Source organism: Streptomyces sp. NPDC012935 (assembly GCF_042900345.1).
Lineage (GTDB): Bacteria > Actinomycetota > Actinomycetes > Streptomycetales > Streptomycetaceae > Streptomyces.
On sequence record NZ_JBIBBC010000002.1, the window covers coordinates 639085 to 659412 of the forward strand.

The following is a 20328-nucleotide window of genomic DNA, read 5'->3' on the forward strand; positions in this document are numbered from 1 at the left end:
AGTCCGGGAAGCGCAGTTCAGGCGAGCGCGGCGCGGCGCCGACTCGCGTACCAGACGAGGCCCGCGGTGGCCGCCGCCGCTCCTATGGCCGCAGCCGCCACAAGGGCGGGACGCGGGGGGACGGAGAACGACGGAATGCGCTGCTTGAGCCGGACGGGGCGATGGAAGTCGAGAATCGGCCACCCGCGCGCGAGCGCCTCACGGCGCAGCGTGCGGTCGGGATTCACCGCATGCGGATGGCCGACGGCCTGAAGCATCGGCAGATCGGTGGCCGAGTCGCTGTAGGCGTAGCAGCGGGAGAGGTCGTAGCCCTCGGACCCGGCCAGCTCCTTGATCGCCTCGGCCTTCGTCGGGCCGTACGCGTAGTACTCCACCTCTCCGGTGAAGCAGCCGTCGTCGCCCACGACCATGCGCGTGGCCACCACGCGGTCGGCGCCGAGCAGCTCGCCGATCGGCTCGACCACCTCCGCGCCCGACGTGGACACGATCACGACGTCGCGGCCGGCGGTGTGGTGTTCCTCGATGAGGGAGGCGGCCTCGTCGTAGATGATCGGGTCGATCAGGTCGTGCAGCGTCTCGGCGACGATCTCCTTGACCTGCTGGACGTTCCAGCCGCGGACGAGCGCGGAGAGGTACTCGCGTGTGCGCTCCATCTGGTCATGGTCCATACCGCCCAGACGGAAGACGAACTGGGCATACGCGGTCCGCAAGGCGGCCCGGCGGTTGATCAGGCCGCCTTGGTAGAAGGACTTGCTGAACGTGAGCGTGCTCGACTTCGCAATGACCGTCTTGTCCAGGTCAAAGAAGGCGGCTGTGCGGGGCAAGGAGTGGTTTTCCACGACCCTGAGCATAGGGGCAGCCCATTCGGCGTAAGGTGGGCGCGTGGGTTTGCCTGAGAGGGCTCTCGGGTACACCATGGAAGTCACGGATCGTTCGCGACCGTGCTAACCCGGTCCGACTCCTCCCCCCCCGAGTCGGCCGTGGAGACGACCCCCGCTCTCCCCCCCGGCGGGGGTCGTCGCATGTCCGGGTGCGTTTTCCCCTTCTGAGTGCGGCCGCAGGGCCGAGTTGAGGCGGCTGCGGCCGCCTCTTTTGCATGCCCATGATTCATCACTGTGTGTAGCGATCGGGCTGCTCTCCGGAAGTCGCACAGGGGTCGGTGCGAGGGTCACCGGTATGGGTGATGGCGATATTCACAACCGCCGAGTTGTCCACAGTTATCGACCAAGATCCACACGATTTCCGGGATCGCTGCACCGTGATTCCAGCGAGTCCCGCTCAGGCCGACTTCATGGCCGGTTCTGGTTAGTCGGGCGCGTTTGGCCGGTTCGTATCGGCCGTTCATATGGAGGCCGTTTGCCGGTTCTTCACACGTTTGGGAATCGCGGGGCCGCAGGGCTGCGCGAGTGATGCAGCGAAGGGGGATGGAAACCGTGACCGCAACCGTCACACACGATCCGCCGCCCGCCGCCTCAGGGCGGCCGGGCAAGCCGTTGATCGTCACGGAGGACGCCGATCTGCTCGACGACCTGCTGCGCCTGTGCGCCGCGGCAGGCGCGACACCGGAGGTCCACCACGGAGTGCCCGAGCCCAGGGGAAGCTGGGAGGCCGCTCCGCTCGTCCTGGTCGGCGACGACGCCGCACGCCGCGTGCGCAGCGCCGGACGCCGGCGAGGAGTGGTGCTCGTCGGCCGGGACCAGGACGACTCCGGGGTCTGGCGCCGGGCCGTCGAGATCGGCGCCGATCACGTCCTGATGCTGCCGGACGGCGAACAGTGGCTGGTCGACCGCATCGCCGACGTCGCCGAGGGCGTCGGGCGCCCCGCCCTCACCGTCGGCGTCATCGGCGGACGCGGCGGGGCCGGGGCGTCCACGCTCGCGTGTGCCCTCGCCGTCACCGCCGCGCGTGAGGGGCTGCGCACCCTGCTCGTGGACGCCGATCCGCTGGGCGGCGGACTCGACGTACTCCTCGGCGGCGAGTCGGTGGACGGCCTGCGCTGGCCGGCATTCGCCGGCTCACGTGGACGGCTCGGCAGCGGCGCCCTGGAGGAGTCGCTGCCGAAACTGCACTCCCTGCGCGTCCTGAGCTGGGATCGAGGTGACTGCGTCGCCGTCCCGCCACAGGCGATGCGAGCGGTCCTCGCCGCGGCACGGCGCCGGGGCGGCGCGGTCGTCGTCGACCTGCCCCGCCGTATCGACGAGGGGGTCGCGCAAGCCCTTGCCCAACTCGACGTCGGGATCCTCGTGGCCCCCGCCGAACTGCGCGCCGTGGCGGCCTCCCGGCAGGTGGCCTCCGCCGTCCAACTGGTCCTGCGTGATCTGCGGGTGGCGGTACGCGGACCGTACACGGCCGGGCTCGACGACCGGGAGGTCGCCCGGCTCCTGGGGCTGCCGCTCGTGGGAGAGGTGCCGGTCGAGTCGGGGCTGTTGCGGCCGCACGAGAGCAAGGATCCGCCGGGGGCCGCGGGGCGGGGGCCGTTGGCCCGGTTCTGCCGGGAGTTCTGGGAGCGCGCGTTGCTTGAGGCGAGGGTGGCATGAGTACGGCTTCGGGGCTAGGGCGGGTTGGCGGTCACGAGGCCGGGGCGGTGCGGGTGTCGTCCACTGGGGCCCGAGAGGGTGGGGCGCCGGGCGGTGGGGTCCGTAGGGGCGTGCCGCGGGGTGGGGTCCGTAGGGGCGTGCCGCGGTGGGCGTCGGATGGCTCGGCGAGCGACGCTGCCGAGCGGCGGCCGGCCGGTCCTGGGGTTAGCGGCGATGGCGTGGGGCGGCTGTCGGAACAGACGGCGAGCGGCGAGGTCGCGGGGCGGCGGGCCGGTCTTGCGGCGAGCGGCGCTGTGGCGGTGCGGCTGTCGGACCGTACGGCGATTTCGAGCACCGGACGGCGGGAGTTGGCCGACAGGGCTGGGTCGCCGGCTGTGCGGTGGGAGTCGGCTGAGGGGGGCGGGTCGTCGACCGTGTGGTCGGGGTCGGCCGAGGGGGCCGGTTCGTCGGCTGTGCGGTGGGCGGCGGAGGGGCCGTCGGCGGGGGCCGGCGTGCCGGCGGGGTTGCTGGACGGGGTGCGGCAGTGGCTGGCCGAGAGTGGAGCTGAGCCGACTCCGGCACGGGTCGCGCAGGCCCTGCGGGAACAGGGCAGGGTGCTGGGGGACGCCGAAGTCCTCGGGGCAGCCGAGCAGTTGCGGTCCGAGCTGGTCGGGAGCGGGCCGTTGGAGCCGCTGCTCGCCGATCCGTCCGTGACGGATGTGCTGGTCTCGGCGCCGGACCGGGTTTGGGTGGACCGGGGCGGCGGCCTGGAGCTGACGTCCGTGTCTTTCCCTGACGCGGCGGCTGTACGGCGCCTCGCGCAACGCCTCGCCGCGGTGGCGGGGCGCCGCCTGGACGACGCGCGGCCCTGGGTGGACGCCCGGCTGCCCGACGGGACCCGTCTGCACGCGGTTCTGCCGCCGGTGGCCGTCGGCTGTACCTGCCTGGCGCTGCGGGTCGTACGGCCGCGGGCGTTCACGCTCGACGAGCTGGTCGCGGCGGGCACGGTGCCGCCGGGCGGGGACCGAGTCCTGCGGGCGCTGGTCGAAACGCGCCTGTCCTTCCTGATCAGCGGTGGGACCGGGAGCGGCAAGACGACGCTGCTGAGCGCGCTGCTGGGGCTCGTCGGGGCGAGTGAGCGGATCGTCCTTGCGGAGGACTCGGCGGAACTCAGGCCGGACCACCCGCATGTCGTACGGCTGGAGAGCAGGCCCGCCAATCAGGAGGGCGCCGGGCTCGTCACCCTCGAGGACCTGGTGCGGCAAGCGCTGCGCATGCGGCCGGACCGGCTGGTCGTGGGCGAGGTGCGAGGGCCCGAAGTGGTCCATCTGCTGGCGGCGTTGAACACGGGCCACGAGGGAGGCTGCGGGACCGTTCACGCCAACGCGGCGTCCGACGTGCCGGCCCGACTGGAGGCGCTCGGCACGGCAGCCGGGCTCGACCGGTCCGCGCTGCACAGCCAGTTGGCGGCGGCCCTGTCGGTCGTACTGCATCTCGTGCGCGACCGGAACGGGCGGCGGCGGATCGCCGAGGTGCATGTCCTGGAGCGGGAACCGTCGGGGTTGGTACGGACGGTGCCGGCACTGCGGTGGGGCGTGGAGGGGTTCGCGTACGAGCGGGGGTGGGAGCGGCTACGGGGGCTGCTTCGGGAGGAGGGCGATGTGAGAGCGGAGGTGTGAGGGGTGCCGGGCCTGAGGGGTGAGGGGTGCGCGGTCGTGCGGAGTGAGAGTTCGGGGGGTGGGTGGTCGTGAGAGAGGCGGGATGTGAGGGGTGGGCGGTCGTGAAGGACGCGGGATGTGAGGGGTGGCTGGTCGTGAAGGACGCGGGATGTGAGGGCTGTGAAGGCCTGATGGCTGCGGGTGATCCACATGAGTGAGATGACGTTGGGCGCTGCTGGGGCTTGCATCGGGGCGGCGGTCTGGTTGCTGGGTGGACGGAACTCCGGGGCGCGGCGGGCGCAGTTGCTGCTCGCGGGCGGTGGGGCTGTGGGTGCCGGGCCGCCCGACTGGAGGCAGATGACACAGGCACTCTGGCGGCTACGTGAGCGGATGCGAGCCGAGTGGTGGGCGCTGGTCGCCGGGTTGGTGCTGGCCGTGTTGGGGTCGTCGGTGCTGCCGGTCGTCGCGGGGGCGGCCGGCGTGCCGGTGCTGCGGCGGGTACGGCTGGCCCGGGAGGCGAGGCGGGCACGGGAGCGTCGCCGGGACGCGGTGATCGCGCTGTGCGGGGCGCTTGCCGGGGAGGTGCGGGCCGGACGCCAGCCGGGTGAGGCATTGCTGCGGGCGGCGCGGGACTCCGGTGGGCTCGGCGAGGCTCAGGCCGCGGTGCTGGCGGCGGCACGGTTCGGCGGGGATGTGCCTGGCGCCCTCGCTTCCGCGGCACGGCAGCCCGGCGCCGATGGCTTGTCGGGCCTGGCGGCGTGCTGGCGAGTGGCCGTGGACCAGGGCGCGGGGCTCGCAGCCGGACTCGATCGACTGGAAGGAGCGTTACGGGTCGAGCGGGACCAATGCGCTGACCTGCGTGCTCAGTTGGCGGGTGCTCGCTCGACGGTGGTGATGCTCGCCGGGCTGCCGGCCCTTGGATTGCTGCTCGGTGCCGCCATGGGGGCCGAACCGTTGCGGGTGCTGCTGCATACCGGAGCGGGGATCGGGTGCCTGGCCGCCGGGGGCGTGCTCGAGGGGCTCGGGATGTGGTGGGCGCTGCGCATCGTGCGGGGAGCGGAGGCGGCGTGATGACTCGAACCGATCGATGGCGTGAGAGTGCGGGTGCGGCGTGAACGCGGAGGTTGTCCACAGGGTGGGGACGGCGTTGGGGGTCGTGCTGGTCGTGGGGTGGCTGTTGAGGTGGTTGGTCGCGGCCCGGAACGAAAGAAGGGCCCGGCGACGGCTCGCCGAATTGATGACGACGGTCGATGTGGAGTCGAGTCGTCCGCGGTTCGACGTCCGGCGGAACGTGCGGCCGGCGCTGCCCATGGCGGCTGTGGTGGCTGCCGGTTGGGCTGTGGTTGGCGGTGCCGCGGGGTTGGCGGTGGGGCTGGTCGTCGCGGGCGGACTGTGGCTGTGGCGGCGTCGGCAGGAAGCCATCCGCCCCGCGGAGGAACCCGACGCCGGTGAAGCGGCAAAGCAACTTCCGCTCGCGGCGGATCTGTTGGCGGCCTGCATCGCTGCGGGTGCCGGTCCGGTGATCGCGGCACAGGCCGTCGGCGAAGCCCTGGGCGGACCCGTCGGGGACCGGCTTGCGCGAGGCGCCGCGGAAGTGCGGCTCGGCGGTGAACCGGGCGAGGCATGGCATCGGTTGGCCTTGTTGCCGGGGGCCGGGGGGCTGGCGCGGCTGCTGGAACGGGCCGACGTGTCCGGGCTCCCTGCGGCCGGGCCGGTCGCGCGGCTGGCCGCGGAGGCCCGCGCCGACTGGGCGCGGGCGGCGACGGAACGTGCCAGGCGTGCGGCCGTCATGGTGAGCGCGCCGGTGGGGCTGTGCTTCTTGCCGGCGTTCATCGCTGTCGGGGTGGCGCCGGTGGTGATCGGGCTTGCGGGCGGGGTGCTGGGAGGGGGTGGCGGATGAGGCGGTGAGTGAGCGAGCGCGGCAGACGGCTGCGCAGCAGGACATCCCACCGATCAGCAGGACATCCAATGGGTCAGCGGGATCTTCAAAGGGTCACCGGGATCTTCAACTGATTAGTAGCAGGACATTCAACAGCTGGTTTCAACGGAACTGAGTTCTACGGGGGTTGAGATGTACAAGGCGGTACAGGCACGGATGCGCGCATGGGTGCGCAGGATGCGGGCAGCGCGGAGGGACGCGGGGATGGTCACCTCCGAGTACGCGATGGGGATCGTCGCGGCGGTGGCGTTCGCGGTGGTGCTCTACAAGGTCGTGACGAGCGGGCAGGTCAGCGCGCAACTGCAGGACATCGTGAAGCAGGCGCTCGATGCGCGGATGTGAGCCGAGGAGCGGGAGGAAGAGTAAGCGGGCGCACGGCCGACCCACGGTCTGGAGTTCGGACCAGGGATTCGTGACGGCGGAGTCGGCTGTCGTGCTGCCCGTGCTGGTGATGTTCGCGATGGCCTTGGTGTGGGGGCTGCTCGTAGTGGCCGCGCAGATCCAGTGCGTGGACGCCGCTCGGACGGGCGCCCGCGCGGCAGCCCGGCAGGATCCGGCCGACGCGGTCATCGAGGTGACCCGGGAGGCGGCACCGCGCGGCGCGACGGTGTCGGTCGGTCGGGAGGGGGACGAGGTCCGCGTGGTCGTCGTGGCCAAGCCGCCGGTGCTGGGCGGCCTTCCCTTCGAGGTACGGGAGGAGGCCGTGGCGTCGGCGGAGGAAACGGTGGGGGCGGGGACATGAGAGGGAGTTGGGCAGTACGCCCCGGGGCTGGTGCCGGGCAGGGCCCTGAGCGTGGGGCGGCGGGCGGTCGGCGGCCGGGGCGGGCCGCCGGCACAGACGCCGAGGCCAGCTGGGCCCAGGGCCAAGGCCAAGGCCAGGGCCAGGGCCAGGACAGGGGCTGGTCCTGGGGCCGAATGGCTCAACGGCGCGCCATCGCCCTCCGTTCCGATCGCGGCTCCGCCACCGTCTGGAGCGTCGGCGCCATCGCCGTGCTCTGTGTCGTCTTCGTCGTCGTACTCGCTCTGGGACAGGCCGTCATGACCCGGCACCGCGCGGCGGGCGGTGCCGATCTCGCGGCGCTGGCGGCGGCCGACCATTGGGCGGAGGGCGGTACAGCGGCTTGCGATCGGGCGGAACGGGTGGCCGAGGCGCAGGGCGTGCGGCTGGTGCGGTGCGTGCTGGCGGGGGAGGTGTCGGATGTGACGGCGGCGTCGGGGCGGGGGCCGTTCGCGGCGGAGGTCAGGGCGCGTGCGGGGCCGGCGGGGCCCGCCGAGCCGACTCGCGCGTCCCTGCTGCCGGGGGCTCAGCCGTTCGGCCCCGAGGGGACGGACCGGCTGAGGGGGAGTCCGCAGGATCCGCTTGAGGGCACCGAACGGCCGACGCCACCTCCCTGATCGGGTACGCGGCCACCGACGTCTCCTCCTGCCGCCAGGGGGCAGGGACAGGCCCTTCTCCCGTCCGGCTCGGGACAGACTCGCTCTCGGGGCCAGGGGCTGGCTCTCTGTTGGTGCGGTACAGCCGCGCCCCGGGGCCAGGGCCAGGGTCCAGGGAGTGCGGTCCCGGGGTCCCAGGACCGAGGTCGCCTCGCCCTCCCGATCCGCAACGACAACCTCCCCCTACCGGTCCGAGACGGCCTCGCCCTCCCGATCCGCGACGAGAGCCTCCCCAGCCGGTGCCGCGGCAGCGTCCCCCTCCCGCTCCAAGGCAACTCCCCGCCCCCAGCCTGGCCGGCCTCCTCGCCGTCACTCACGTCAGGCTGCCCGGCCTCGCCCGGGCCAGACTGTCCGGCCTAACCCGGGCCACGCCCCCCCGGCCCTAACCCAGGCCACGCCCCCCCGGCCCTCACCCAGGCCACGCCCCCCCCCGGCCCTCACCCGGGCCGGACCCCCCGGCCCTCACCCAACCCGGCCTCCGCCGTCTCCTCCGGCGCCCCCCGCAACAACACCGTGAGCAGCCGCACCGCCCCCCGCTTGTGCAGCGGATCGTTGCCGTTGCCGCACTTGGGGGACTGGATGCAGGACGGGCAGCCGGCGTCGCACTCGCAGGAGGCGATGGCCTGGCGGGTGGCGGTGAGCCAGCTGCGGGCGGTGTGGAAGGCGCGCTCGGCGAAGCCCGCGCCGCCGGGGTGGCCGTCGTAGACGAAGACCGTCGGGAGCAGCGTGTCGGGGTGGAGCGGGATCGAGACGCCGCCGATGTCCCAGCGGTCGCAGGTCGCGAAGAGGGGCAGCAGGCCGATCGAGGCGTGTTCGGCGGCGTGCAGGGCGCCGCCGAGGATCTCCGGGTTGATCCGGGCCTCGTCCAGCTGGTCCTCGGTGACCGTCCACCACACCGCGCGCGTGCGCAGCGTACGAGGAGGGAGGTCGAGCTTCGTCTCGCCGAGTACTTCGCCGGTGATCAGCCGGCGCCGCAGGAAGGAGACCACCTGGTTGGTGACCTCGACGGAGCCGTAGCACAGGCGGCCGTCACCCCATGGGACCTCGGTGTCCGTCTCCAGGACGGAGATCGCCGTCGTGTCGCGGGCGACCGTCGAGTACGACGGGGAGGCCTCCTCGACCAGGGCCACCGAGTCCTCCAGGTCCAGGGAGCGCACCAGGTACGTACGGCCCTGGTGCAGATGCACCGCACCCTCGTGCACCGTCCCGTGCGCGGCGCCCGCGTCGACGGTGCCGAGCAGCCTGCCCGTCCCGGACTCGACCACCTGGACCGGACGGCCGCCCTCGCCGCGAATGTCGGTCAGGTCGGCGGCCCGTTCCCGGCGCGTCCAGTGCCAGGCCTTCGTACGGCGGCGCAGCAGCCTCGCGGCCTCCAACTGCGGCAACAGCGCCGCGGTCTCGGGGCCGAACAACTCCAGGTCCTCGTCCGTCAGCGGGATTTCGGCGGCCGCGGCGCACAGGTGCGGGGCGAGGACGTACGGGTTGTCGGGGTCGAGGACGGTCGACTCCACCGGACGGTCGAACAGGGCCTCGGGATGGTGGACGAGGTAGGTGTCCAGCGGGTCGTCGCGGGCGACCAGGACGGCCAGCGCGCCCTGCCCGGAGCGCCCGGCCCGGCCTGCCTGCTGCCACAAGGAGGCGCGCGTGCCCGGGTAGCCGGCGATCAGTACGGCGTCCAGGCCGGAGACGTCGATGCCGAGTTCCAGGGCGGTGGTGGCGGCGAGGCCGAGGAGTTCGCCGGAGTGGAGGGCCTGTTCCAGGGCGCGCCGTTCCTCGGGGAGGTAGCCGCCGCGGTACGCCGCGACACGCCGGGCGAGGGAGCGGTCGACCTCGGCGAGGCGTTCCTGGGCGATGACCGAGATCAGCTCGGCGCCGCGCCGGGAGCGCACGAAGGCGACCGTGCGGGTGCCCTGGACGGCGAGGTCGGTCAGGAGGTCGGCCGTTTCGGCGGTGGCGGTGCGGCGGACGGGTGCGCCCTTCTCGCCCTGGAGCTCGGTGAGCGGGGGTTCCCAGAGGGCGAAGACCAGTTCGCCGCGGGGGGAGGCGTCGTCGGCGACCTCCACCACCGGGAGGCCCGTGAGGCGGCCGGCGGCGACCGCGGGCTCGGCGGAGGTCGCGGAGGCCAGCAGGAAGACGGGAGAGGCGCCGTAGCGGGCGCACAGGCGGCGCAGGCGGCGCAGGACCTGGGCGACGTGGGAGCCGAAGACGCCGCGATAGGTGTGGCACTCGTCGATGACGACGTACTTCAGCGACTTCAGGAAGGAGGACCAGCGGGGGTGGGACGGGAGTATGCCGCGATGCAGCATGTCGGGGTTGGTCAGGACGTAGTTGGCGTACTGGCGGATCCACTCGCGTTCCTCGAACGGAGTATCGCCGTCGTACACGGCCGACCGTACGGAATTGCCCAGCGGATGTGAAAGTTCCTTCACCGAACGGCACTGATCCGCCGCAAGAGCTTTGGTCGGAGCCAGGTAGAGGGCGGTGGCGCCGCGCCCGTTCGGCGCCTCGGAGCCGTCCAGAAGCGTCGAGAGGACCGGCACCAGGTAGGCCAGGGACTTGCCCGACGCCGTGCCGGTGGCCACGACCACCGAGTCGCCGTCCAGGGCGTGCTCGGCGGCGCGTGCCTGGTGGGCCCAGGGATGTTCGATTCCGGCCGTCTGCACCGCGGCGACGACCTCCGCGCGGATCCGGTCAGGCCAGACGGCATGGCGACCGGCGCGCGGGGGCACATGCTCCGTATGAGTGATGCGCGAAGCCCGGTTCGGTCCCGAGGCGAGCCGTTCCAGCAGCGTGCCCGGGTCCACCCGGGAAACGGGGCCCGTCGGGGATCGATCGGATCGGAGATTCTTGGCCATCGGCACCGAGTGTGTCACTGGCGTGACGGACAATGGGACCAAGGCGTCGTGCACGCCTGCCGGTAAGTGATTGAATGCCATCGCGGCTGGCGAACCGTCCTGGGGGCTGTAAGCCGAGGTGTCCTTAGGGGCGACCGCTCGATAGCAAGGTGCTGGAGGATCCGTGGACCTGTCCCTGTCGACCCGTACCGTCGGCGATCGTACGGTCGTCGAGGTCGGTGGCGAAATCGACGTATATACCGCGCCCAAGCTGCGCGAACAGTTGGTCGAGCTTGTGAACGACGGGAGTTTTCACCTCGTCGTCGACATGGAGGGCGTGGACTTCCTCGACTCCACCGGGCTCGGCGTGCTGGTCGGCGGCCTGAAGCGTGTGCGAGCCCATGAGGGCTCCCTGCGCCTGGTCTGCAACCAGGAGCGCATTCTGAAGATCTTCCGTATCACCGGCCTCACCAAGGTGTTCCCGATCCACACCTCGGTCGAGGAAGCGGTAGCGGCGACCGACTGATCACCGGACCCGGGCGTGCCGTACGGCGGCGTGCCCGGGTTCGCAGAAGGTGAAAGTGAAGGGGGATCGGGCTTTCGGCGGCCCGGTCCCCCCGACAGCACGCCCGTAGTTCTGAGGGGGATGCATGGCCACCGTTGAACTCCGCTTCAGCGCGCTGCCCGAGCACGTCAGGACCGCCCGACTGGTGGCGGCAGCGGTGGCGCGCAGGGCCGGAGTGGACGAGGCCGTACTCGACGAGGTCAGGCTCGCCGTCGGCGAGGCCTGCAGCCGTGCCGTCGGACTGCACCAGAGCGTCGGCATCACGGCGCCGGTGAAGGTGGCGCTGATCGAGGAGGAGAAACAGTTCTCCATCGAGGTCGGCGACGAGGCACCACGCTCCGTTCCGGGTGACCGGGCAGCCGGCGCCGCGGGCGGCGACGGCGAAGTGGAGGCCGAGGAGGACGAGATGGGCCTCGCGGTCATCAGCGGACTCGTCGACGACGTCGAGGTCTCCGCCGGAGAGCACGGTGGGTTGATCCGTATGACCTGGCCGACCACACCGCCGGCCGCGGTGCTCGCCTGACCGACCCACCCGTCACATCGCGAAGGGGCCCTGCTGAGCAGGGCCCCTTCGCGTTTTCCGGAGAGTGCGCGGGAATTCGTGAATGAATTCACGATCAATCCGCCGATAATTTGATCAAGTAAACGCGGGCGTCAATGGTTTTGGGGCATTAGCGCTTTCGGGTTCCGTGGCGGTACGCCGATCATTTGCTGAACGGCATGTGAAGGCTGATTCCGTTTACCGCGCTCTGTTTTGATCAGGTTCCGGTACCTAGAATCCGTCCACATCTTGAGCTCAGCCCAAGCGTCAAGGAGGACGAATGGCGGGGCTTCTTACCCCTCATCAGCTGGACCAACCCACTACCCTCGCAGCCGCAGTGCTGACGGACGACAACCGGATCATCATCACGATCATCGGTGTCGTCGCACTGGCAGCGCTCGTGGTCGCCGGAGTCCTGGTACGCCAGGTGCTCGCGGCGGGCGAGGGCACCGACAGCATGAAGAAGATCGCGGCCGCGGTCCAGGAAGGAGCCAACGCCTATCTGGCCCGGCAGCTGCGCACGCTCGGCGTATTCGCCATCGTCGTGTTCTTCCTGCTCATGCTGCTTCCCGCGGACGACTGGAATCAGCGCATCGGCCGATCGGTGTTCTTCTTGATCGGCGCTGCGTTCTCGGCGGGCACCGGTTATATCGGTATGTGGCTCGCCGTACGCAGCAATGTGCGCGTCGCCGCAGCCGCGCGCGAAGCGACGCCGGCGGAGGGTGAGCCGGAAAAGGATCTCACCGCCGTCTCGCACAAAGCCATGAAGATCGCTTTCCGCACCGGCGGCGTCGTCGGCATGTTCACGGTGGGGCTCGGTCTGCTGGGCGCCTCCTGTGTGGTGCTGGTGTACGCGGCCGACGCGCCGAAGGTGCTCGAAGGATTCGGCCTCGGCGCCGCGCTGATCGCGATGTTCATGCGTGTCGGCGGCGGCATCTTCACCAAGGCCGCCGACGTCGGCGCCGACCTGGTCGGCAAGGTCGAACAGGGCATTCCGGAGGACGATCCGCGCAATGCCGCGACCATCGCCGACAATGTGGGCGACAACGTCGGCGACTGCGCGGGCATGGCGGCCGACCTCTTCGAGTCGTACGCCGTGACCCTGGTCGCCGCGCTGATCCTCGGATCGGCGGCGTTCGGTGACTCCGGGCTCGCCTTCCCGCTGATCGTGCCCGCGATCGGCGTGATCACCGCGATGATCGGCATCTTCGCCGTGGCACCGCGCCGCAGCGACCGCAGCGGCATGACGGCGATCAACCGCGGGTTCTTCATCTCCGCCGTGATCTCGATCGTGCTGGTCGCGGCCGCCGTGTTCATCTACCTGCCGTCGTCGTACGCCGACCTCGACGGTGTCACCGACGCGGCCATCGCGGCCAAGGACGGCGATCCGCGGATCCTCGCGCTCGTCGCGGTGGGCATCGGCATCCTGCTGGCCGCCGTCATCCAGCAGCTGACCGGCTACTTCACCGAGACCAACCGCCGCCCGGTCATGGACATCGGCAAGACCTCGCTCACCGGTCCGGCCACCGTCGTCCTCGCCGGCATCTCGGTCGGTCTCGAATCAGCCGTCTACACCGCCCTGTTGATCGGCCTCGGCGTCTACGGGGCGTTCCTGCTCGGCGGTACGTCGATCATGCTGGCGCTGTTCGCGGTGGCGCTGGCCGGCACCGGTCTGCTCACCACGGTCGGCGTGATCGTCGCCATGGACACCTTCGGTCCGGTCTCCGACAACGCGCAGGGCATCGCCGAGATGTCCGGCGATGTCGAGGGCGCGGGCGCCCAGGTGCTCACCAACCTGGACGCGGTCGGCAACACCACCAAGGCCATCACCAAGGGCATCGCCATCGCCACCGCCGTCCTCGCGGCAGCGGCGCTCTTCGGGTCGTACCGCGACGCCATCACCACCGGCGCGCGGGACGTGGGCGAGAAACTCAGCGGCGAAGGCGCGCCGATGAACCTGATGATGGACATCTCGCAGCCCAACAACCTCGTCGGCCTGATCGCGGGCGCGGCGGTCGTCTTCCTCTTCTCGGGGCTCGCCATCAACGCCGTGTCGCGGTCGGCGGGTTCCGTGGTGTACGAGGTGCGGCGGCAGTTCCGCGAGCGGCCCGGGATCATGGACTACACGGAGCAGCCGGAGTACGGCAAGGTCGTCGACATCTGCACCAGGGATGCCCTGCGCGAACTCGCCACGCCCGGACTGCTCGCCGTATTGGCGCCCATCTTCATCGGGTTCACGCTCGGGGTCGGTGCCCTGGGCGCGTTCCTGGCGGGCGCGATCGGCTCCGGCACGCTGATGGCGGTGTTCCTCGCCAACTCCGGCGGCGCCTGGGACAACGCCAAGAAGCTCGTCGAGGACGGCCACCACGGCGGCAAGGGCAGCGAGGCCCACGCCGCGACGGTGATCGGCGACACGGTCGGTGACCCCTTCAAGGACACCGCCGGTCCCGCGATCAACCCGCTGCTGAAGGTGATGAACCTGGTCGCACTGCTCATCGCGCCCGCGGTCATCCAGTTCAGCTACGGCGAGGACAAGAACGTCGGGGTACGGGTCGTGATCGCCGTGCTCTCGCTCCTTGTGATCGTCGGCGCGGTGTACGTCTCCAAGCGGCGCGGTATCGCCATGGGTGACGAAGGCAACGCCGACAGGGTGGCCAAGCCGGCCGACCCCGCGGTGGTTTCATAGCCGGTCTTACGACGGCCCAGCTCAAGATGCGGGCGGGCGGCGCGCGTTGGCGTGCCGCCCGCCCGCCTTGTGTCCGTTCACGCCCTAGCCGTGACCCTTCTCTCACATGGTGCAAAGACTTTGACAACGCCATGAATGCCGCATTCTGCGCACGGCTGCCCACCGCCCGCCGTGTAAGGTCCGGTGGCCGAGAGCCACGGAAGGGACCAAACCGGTGAACAAGAAGCTCACGGCCGCACTGTCCGGCGGTGCGGTGCTGCTGCTGGCGCTGACGGGATGCACGAGCGACGAGGGCAACCCGGAGCTGGACGCCTGGGCCAAGAAGGTCTGCGACGCCGTGCCGGCGCAGAACGCGAAGATCTCGGCGGCCTATGTCGCGATCACCAAGGCGGCCAAGGACACCACCAGCACGCCCAAGGAGCTCCAGCAGGCCGATTCCGAGGCCTTCCAGGACCTCGCCGACGGCTACAAGGCGCGTGCGGCCCTCATCAGCAACGCCGGTGCGCCTCCTGGCGTGGAGGACGGCGCGAAGGTCCAGCAGGACGTCGTCAAAAAGCTCACCGCCCTGTCCGCGGCCTACGGCGACCTGAAGAAGCGGGTCGACGGCCTGGACACCAAGAACCAGGCGAAGTTCGCGTCCGGACTGAAGGACGTGTCCGCCGAGATGAAGCAGGTGGAGACCCAGCGCAAGAGCGCGGTCAAGGCGCTGAAGACGCTGGAGTCGGGCGACACGAAGAAGGCACTGACCTCCCAGGAGGGCTGCAAGCAGGCCGCCGCGGTGACCGCGTCGGCCGGCGCTGCCGGCAGCTGAGCCCCCTGCGCGCGCAGGCGCGGGTCACAATGAGGGCGTGAGTGACTCCAGCCTGCCTGCCCTGCCCGCCTCCGACCGCCACGATGTCGCCGCCCGGCTGCGGGAGGCCCTGCTCGGGGCCTCCTTCACCGCCGACGGGTTGCTCGAACTGCTCGGCGCGCCCGCGTACGCGGCGCTCGCGCGCAGCGAGACCGTGCCCGCGCTCCGGGCGACCCGCGGTGACACGCCCCTGGAGGCGCTCGTACGGCTGTTCCTGTTGCAGCAGCCCGTCCCGCACGCGCGCGTGGCGGGCGTGCTGCCCGTGGACGCGTGCCTGGAGAGCGGGTGGCTGGTCCGGGTCGGCGGAAACCCGGCCGGATCCGAAGGCCCCGGCGACGACGTCGCCGCGACCGTCGACGTACGGCCGTATGGCGGGCCCGCGGGCGAGGACTGGTTCATCGTGTCCGACCTGGGGTGCGCGGTCGGCGGTGCCGGCGGCATCGGCAGCAGGGACGAGGGCGTCGTCCTCGGCGTCGGCGGCGCGTCCACGACCCTCGCAGGCATCACTGTGCGTACGCCCGTCTCCGCTGCCCTCGACCTCGGCACCGGTTCCGGAATCCAGGCGCTGCACGCCGCACAGCACGCCACACGCGTGACGGCGACCGACCTCAACCCGCGCGCGCTGCACATCACCGCGCTCACGCTCGCGCTGTCCGGTGCCCCGGCCGCGGATCTGCGCGAGGGCTCGCTGTTCGAGCCGCTGAGGAACGGCGAGACGTACGACCTGATCGTGTCCAACCCGCCCTTCGTGATCTCGCCGGGCGCGCGGCTGACGTACCGCGACGGCGGGATGGGCGGGGACGATCTGTGCCGGTCGATCGTTCAGGGGGCAGGGGAGCGGCTGAGTGAGGGCGGGTTCGCGCAGTTCCTCGCCAACTGGCAGCACGTGGAAGGGGAGGACTGGCAGGACAGGCTGCGGTCGTGGGTGCCGCGCGGGTGCGACGCGTGGATCGTGCAGCGCGAGGTCCAGGACGTCACGCAGTACGCCGAGCTGTGGCTCAGGGACGCCGGTGACCACCGGGGTGACGCGGCCGAGTACCAGGCGCGGTACGACGCGTGGCTGGACGAGTTCGAGGCGCGCAAGGTGAAGGCCGTGGGGTTCGGGTGGATCACCCTGCGCAAGACGTCGGCCGTCGTGCCCGCAATCACGGTGGAGGAGTGGCCGCACCCGGTCGAGCAGCCGCTCGGGGAGACGGTCCGGGCGCACTTCGACCGGCTCGACTACCTGCGCGCCAACGACGACGCGGCTCTGCTGGAGGACCACTTCAGGCTCGTCGCCGAGATCGTGCAGGAGCAGATCGGGATGCCCGGCGCCGAGGACCCGGAGCACGTGGTGCTGCGCCAGCATCGCGGCATGCGCCGGGCCACCCAGGTGGACACGGTCGGCGCGGGCTTCGCGGGTGTGTGCGACGGCTCGCTGAGCGCGGGGCGCATTCTGGACGCCATCGCCCAACTCATGGGCGAGGACCCGGTGCTGCTCCGCGACCGTACGCCCGCGCAGATCCGGCTGTTGGTGGAACAGGGCTTTCTCGAGCCGGCCAGGTCATAGGCACAGTTCATGCGTCCGGCGAAATGATCCACAAGAAGGGATCGGACAACACCGCCAAGCTCTGCAGCATCAAATTCGAGTCGATCTGGACGCCGCGTGCGGGGGAGATCATCCACGGCTCATCCACGGCTCATCCAGGGCTGGGACGCAGGGCTGGAACCCAGAGGTGAGACCAGGACTGAGATCAGGACTGAGACCAGGACTGAGACCAGGACTGAGACCAGAGAGGACCGTGGGTCTCGTGGGCCTACGGACCCTTATGGGGTGCTTCGGAACGGCTGAGTCCACCAGGGGCGGGAGTCCACAGGCGCGTCGGTTCCTCGTTCACCTCAGGTTCGCCTGTAAGCCGTCCGTGCGTGTCAGCCTCGCTGGGCTGGGCGCATACTGACGGGAGAAAAGGGGCAAGCGGAACCATGGAAACGGGACCGGCGCTCTTCGCCGGGGTTGTGTTCGCCCTGTTCGGAGGCGGCCTGCTGGCCTGGACCGTGGTCCGGGTGCGGCAGCGTCAGCCCGTCGCTCAGGGTGTGAGTCCCGTCGCATCGGCGACCCTCGCGGGCCTGGTCTCGGTGATCGCGCTGATCATCGGAACATGGTGCTTCACCCGACTATGAGAACGGCCCACGAGCTGGGCGGCCGGTAATTGGGAGGCCCTCTTCCGGAAAGGCTCGAAAAGGCCGGTGGGCACTCCGGGCGGCAGGAATGGCGGAAGTCGGGTTACCGTTCGAGTGGCCGTTGCGGGCTTTTCCCGTTTGACAACCGGGCGGGATGTACCGTCACACTCCGCAGCGTCACCACCACCCGACCCCGGGATCCAAGCGACCCTGGGGAGGCCCCAGCGTCGACCGGAGAGAAGAGCGAAGTTGTCCCCGACCAGCGAGACCGCACAGGGCGGCCGCCGACTCGTCATCGTCGAGTCGCCTGCCAAGGCGAAGACGATCAAGGGCTACCTGGGCCCCGGCTACGTAGTCGAAGCGAGCGTCGGGCACATCCGCGACCTTCCTAACGGCGCCGCGGAGGTGCCGGAGAAGTACACCGGCGAGGTCCGCCGCCTCGGCGTGGACGTCGAGCACGACTTCGAGCCGATCTATGTCGTCAACGCCGACAAGCGGGCTCAGGTCAAGAAGCTCAAGGACCTGCTCAAGGAGTCCGACGAGCTCTTCCTCGCCACCGATGAGGACCGCGAGGGCGAGGCCATCGCGTGGCACCTCCAGGAAGTGCTCAAGCCCAAGGTCCCGGTCAAGCGGATGGTCTTCCACGAGATCACCAAGGCCGCGATCCAGGCCGCCGTCGCCAACCCGCGCGAGCTGAACCAGAAGCTGGTCGACGCCCAGGAGACCCGCCGCATCCTCGACCGCCTCTACGGCTACGAGGTCTCGCCGGTCCTGTGGAAGAAGGTCATGCCGCGTCTGTCGGCCGGCCGTGTCCAGTCCGTCGCCACCCGGCTCGTCGTGGAGCGGGAACGCGAGCGCATCGCGTTTCGTTCTGCTGAGTACTGGGACCTGACGGGCACCTTCGCGACCGGCCGCGCCGGGGACTCGTCGGACCCGTCGTCGCTGGTCGCCCGCCTGCAGACCGTCGACGGCAGGCGGGTCGCGCAGGGCCGCGACTTCGACTCCCTGGGACAGATCAAGAGCGCGAACACCCTCCACCTCGACGAGGCGAACGCCCGCGCCCTCGCCGCCGCCCTGGAGAACACGCAGTTCGCGGTGCGCTCCGTCGAGTCCAAGCCGTACCGCCGCTCGCCGTACGCCCCGTTCCGTACGACGACGCTGCAGCAGGAGGCGAGCCGCAAGCTCGGCTTCGGCGCGAAGGCCACGATGCAGGTCGCGCAGAAGCTGTACGAGAACGGCTACATCACGTACATGCGTACGGACTCCACGACCCTGAGCGACACGGCCGTCGCGGCGGCCCGCGCCCAGGTCACGCAGCTCTACGGCGCCGACTACCTGCCGTCGGCCCCCCGGACGTACGCCGGGAAGGTCAAGAACGCGCAGGAGGCGCACGAAGCGATCCGCCCCTCCGGTGACCGCTTCCGCACGCCCGCCGAGACCGGGCTGACCGGTGACCAGTTCAAGCTCTACGAGCTGATCTGGAAGCGGACGGTCGCCTCGCAGATGAAGGACGCGACCGGTAACTCGGTCACCGTCAAGATCGGCGGCAGGTCGGCCGACGGACGGGACGTCGAGTTCAGTGCGTCCGGCAAGACGATCACCTTCCACGGCTTCCTGAAGGCCTACGTCGAGGGTGCCGACGACCCGAACGCCGAGCTGGACGACCGTGAGCGCCGCCTCCCGCAGGTCAGCGAGGGCGACGCGCTCAGCGCCGAGGAGATCACGGTCGACGGGCACGCCACCAAGCCCCCGGCCCGCTACACCGAGGCGTCGCTGGTCAAGGAGCTGGAGGAGCGGGAGATCGGCCGCCCGTCGACGTACGCGTCGATCATCGGCACGATCCTCGACCGCGGCTATGTGTTCAAGAAGGGCACGGCCCTGGTGCCGTCCTTCCTGTCCTTCGCCGTGGTCAACCTCCTGGAGAAGCACTTCGGGCGGCTCGTCGACTACGACTTCACCGCCAGGATGGAGGACGACCTCGACCGCATCGCCCGCGGCGAGGCCCAGTCCGTGCCGTGGCTGAAGCGCTTCTACTTCGGCGAGGGCACCCACAACGGCGGCGCGGCCGAGGCCGGCAACGGCGACGGGGACCACCTCGGTGGCCTCAAGGAGCTGGTGACCGACCTGGGCGCGATCGACGCGCGTGAGGTGTCGTCGTTCCCGGTGGGCAACGACATCGTGCTGCGGGTCGGCCGCTACGGCCCGTACATCGAGCGCGGTGAGAAGGACTCCGAGAACCATCAGCGGGCGGACGTCCCCGAGGACCTGGCCCCGGACGAGCTGTCCGTGGAGCTGGCGGAGGAACTGCTCGCCAAGCCGAGCGGTGACTTCGAGCTCGGTGCCGACCCGCAGACCGGCCACCAGATCATCGCCCGTGACGGCCGCTACGGCCCGTACGTCACCGAGGTGCTCCCCGAGGGCACCCCGAAGACCGGCAAGAACGCCGTCAAGCCGCGTACGGCCTCGCTGTTCAAGTCGATGGCGCTCGACACCGTGACGCTGGAGGACGCGCTCAAGCTGATGTCCCTGCCGCGGGTCGTCGGCAAGGACGCGGAGGGCGTGGAGATCACCGCGCAGAACGGCCGCTACGGCCCGTACCTGAAGAAGGGCACGGACTCGCGCTCGCTGCAGGCCGAGGAGCAGCTCTTCACGATCACGCTGGAAGAGGCGCAGGCGATCTACGCCCAGCCCAAGCAGCGTGGCCGCGCGGCCGCCAAGCCGCCGCTGAAGGAGCTGGGCTCCGACCCGGTGAGCGAGAAGCCGGTCGTCGTCAAGGACGGTCGCTTCGGGCCGTACGTCACCGACGGGGAGACCAACGCGACCCTGCGCTCCGGCGACAGCGTCGAGACGATCACCCCGGAGCGCGGCTTCGAGCTGCTCGCCGAGAAGCGGGCCAAGGGGCCGGCCAAGAAGACGGCGAAGAAGGCCCCGGCGAAGAAGGCGACCGCCAAGAAGGCCGCCCCGGCCAAGAAGGCAGCCGCCAAGAAGACCGCGGCGAAGAAGACGACGACGGCTGCCAAGAAGACGACGGCGAAGAAGACGACCGCCAAGAAGGCGACGGCTTCGAAGTCGGCGAGCGAGGACTGAACCACCGCCTTTGCGCCCAGCGATCGGTCTTCGTGAAGTCCAACAGGGCTCTCACGGG

At 70.8% G+C, this 20328-nt stretch carries 16 protein-coding genes; 14 read left to right on the plus strand and 2 right to left on the minus strand.

The window, feature by feature from the left end:
* Nucleotides 1–17: 17 nt before the first annotated feature.
* Nucleotides 18–851, minus strand: a complete 834-nt coding sequence (locus ACFY5C_RS08305; protein ID WP_389441926.1) for an HAD family hydrolase — start codon at nt 849–851, stop codon at nt 18–20.
* 573 nt (nt 852–1424) lie between these two features.
* Here ACFY5C_RS08305 and ssd point away from each other — a divergent pair.
* The 7 genes from ssd to ACFY5C_RS08340 all read left to right on the plus strand — a co-directional run bounded on the left by ssd (nt 1425) and on the right by ACFY5C_RS08340 (nt 7508).
* Nucleotides 1425–2537 carry a septum site-determining protein Ssd gene (ssd, locus tag ACFY5C_RS08310; protein ID WP_389441929.1) on the plus strand — a complete coding sequence of 371 codons (1113 nt, stop codon included), beginning with the start codon at nt 1425–1427 and terminating at the stop codon, nt 2535–2537.
* 452 nt (nt 2538–2989) lie between these two features.
* Entirely contained in the window at nt 2990–4195 is a 1206-nt protein-coding gene (locus ACFY5C_RS08315; protein ID WP_389442219.1) for a TadA family conjugal transfer-associated ATPase, read from the plus strand.
* A gap of 189 nt (nt 4196–4384) precedes the next feature.
* Nucleotides 4385–5245 carry a type II secretion system F family protein gene (locus ACFY5C_RS08320; RefSeq protein WP_389441931.1) on the plus strand — a complete coding sequence of 287 codons (861 nt, stop codon included), beginning with the start codon at nt 4385–4387 and terminating at the stop codon, nt 5243–5245.
* 40 nt (nt 5246–5285) lie between these two features.
* Nucleotides 5286–6074 (plus strand): type II secretion system F family protein, encoded by a 789-nt coding sequence (locus tag ACFY5C_RS08325; protein WP_389441933.1) that lies wholly within the window; start codon nt 5286–5288, stop codon nt 6072–6074.
* A gap of 171 nt (nt 6075–6245) precedes the next feature.
* Complete coding sequence (locus ACFY5C_RS08330) at nt 6246–6455, plus strand: DUF4244 domain-containing protein (RefSeq protein WP_389441935.1); 210 nt, start codon at nt 6246–6248, stop codon at nt 6453–6455.
* Entirely contained in the window at nt 6442–6855 is a 414-nt protein-coding gene (locus tag ACFY5C_RS08335) for a TadE family type IV pilus minor pilin (protein ID WP_389441938.1), read from the plus strand. Before ACFY5C_RS08330 ends, ACFY5C_RS08335 begins: the two co-directional genes overlap by 14 nt.
* A gap of 173 nt (nt 6856–7028) precedes the next feature.
* Nucleotides 7029–7508, plus strand: coding sequence for an Rv3654c family TadE-like protein (locus ACFY5C_RS08340; protein WP_389441941.1), 480 nt, complete (start codon nt 7029–7031; stop codon nt 7506–7508).
* 476 nt (nt 7509–7984) lie between these two features.
* Here ACFY5C_RS08340 and ACFY5C_RS08345 read toward each other — a convergent pair whose 3' ends face one another.
* The gene (locus ACFY5C_RS08345; RefSeq protein ID WP_389441944.1) at nt 7985–10483 is read right to left on the minus strand and encodes a DEAD/DEAH box helicase; all 2499 of its coding nucleotides are present in this window, start codon (nt 10481–10483) and stop codon (nt 7985–7987) included.
* A gap of 82 nt (nt 10484–10565) precedes the next feature.
* Here ACFY5C_RS08345 and bldG point away from each other — a divergent pair, with 82 nt between their 5' ends.
* The 7 genes from bldG (at nt 10566) to topA (ending at nt 20270) form a co-directional block, all read left to right on the plus strand.
* Entirely contained in the window at nt 10566–10907 is a 342-nt protein-coding gene (gene bldG / locus ACFY5C_RS08350; RefSeq protein WP_003975386.1) for an anti-sigma factor antagonist BldG, read from the plus strand.
* Nucleotides 10908–11031: 124 nt separating this feature from the next.
* Entirely contained in the window at nt 11032–11469 is a 438-nt protein-coding gene (locus ACFY5C_RS08355) for an ATP-binding protein (RefSeq protein WP_389441945.1), read from the plus strand.
* A 298-nt stretch (nt 11470–11767) separates the two neighbouring features.
* Entirely contained in the window at nt 11768–14173 is a 2406-nt protein-coding gene (locus tag ACFY5C_RS08360; protein ID WP_389441947.1) for a sodium-translocating pyrophosphatase, read from the plus strand.
* Nucleotides 14174–14387: 214 nt separating this feature from the next.
* Nucleotides 14388–14984 carry a small secreted protein gene (locus ACFY5C_RS08365; protein WP_389441949.1) on the plus strand — a complete coding sequence of 199 codons (597 nt, stop codon included), beginning with the start codon at nt 14388–14390 and terminating at the stop codon, nt 14982–14984.
* 37 nt (nt 14985–15021) lie between these two features.
* Entirely contained in the window at nt 15022–16572 is a 1551-nt protein-coding gene (locus tag ACFY5C_RS08370) for a methyltransferase (RefSeq protein ID WP_389441951.1), read from the plus strand.
* 413 nt (nt 16573–16985) lie between these two features.
* Nucleotides 16986–17183 carry a hypothetical protein gene (locus ACFY5C_RS08375; protein ID WP_369272551.1) on the plus strand — a complete coding sequence of 66 codons (198 nt, stop codon included), beginning with the start codon at nt 16986–16988 and terminating at the stop codon, nt 17181–17183.
* 249 nt (nt 17184–17432) lie between these two features.
* Nucleotides 17433–20270: a type I DNA topoisomerase gene (topA, locus tag ACFY5C_RS08380; RefSeq protein WP_389441953.1), complete on the plus strand. Its 2838-nt coding sequence runs from the start codon at nt 17433–17435 to the stop codon at nt 20268–20270.
* Nucleotides 20271–20328 lie beyond the last annotated feature (58 nt).

Bases quoted from the DNA above. Each gene is read 5' to 3' on its own strand.
- ACFY5C_RS08305 (WP_389441926.1), bottom strand. From the start codon at position 851: ATGCTCAGGGTCGTGGAAAACCACTCCTTGCCCCGCACAGCCGCCTTC.
- ssd (WP_389441929.1), top strand. From the start codon at position 1,425: ATGGAAACCGTGACCGCAACCGTCACACACGATCCGCCGCCCGCCGCC.
- ACFY5C_RS08320 (WP_389441931.1), top strand. From the start codon at position 4,385: ATGAGTGAGATGACGTTGGGCGCTGCTGGGGCTTGCATCGGGGCGGCG.
- ACFY5C_RS08330 (WP_389441935.1), top strand. From the start codon at position 6,246: ATGTACAAGGCGGTACAGGCACGGATGCGCGCATGGGTGCGCAGGATG.
- ACFY5C_RS08335 (WP_389441938.1), top strand. From the start codon at position 6,442: ATGCGCGGATGTGAGCCGAGGAGCGGGAGGAAGAGTAAGCGGGCGCAC.
- ACFY5C_RS08340 (WP_389441941.1), top strand. From the start codon at position 7,029: ATGGCTCAACGGCGCGCCATCGCCCTCCGTTCCGATCGCGGCTCCGCC.
- ACFY5C_RS08345 (WP_389441944.1), bottom strand. From the start codon at position 10,483: ATGGCATTCAATCACTTACCGGCAGGCGTGCACGACGCCTTGGTCCCA.
- ACFY5C_RS08355 (WP_389441945.1), top strand. From the start codon at position 11,032: ATGGCCACCGTTGAACTCCGCTTCAGCGCGCTGCCCGAGCACGTCAGG.
- ACFY5C_RS08360 (WP_389441947.1), top strand. From the start codon at position 11,768: ATGGCGGGGCTTCTTACCCCTCATCAGCTGGACCAACCCACTACCCTC.
- ACFY5C_RS08375 (WP_369272551.1), top strand. From the start codon at position 16,986: ATGGAAACGGGACCGGCGCTCTTCGCCGGGGTTGTGTTCGCCCTGTTC.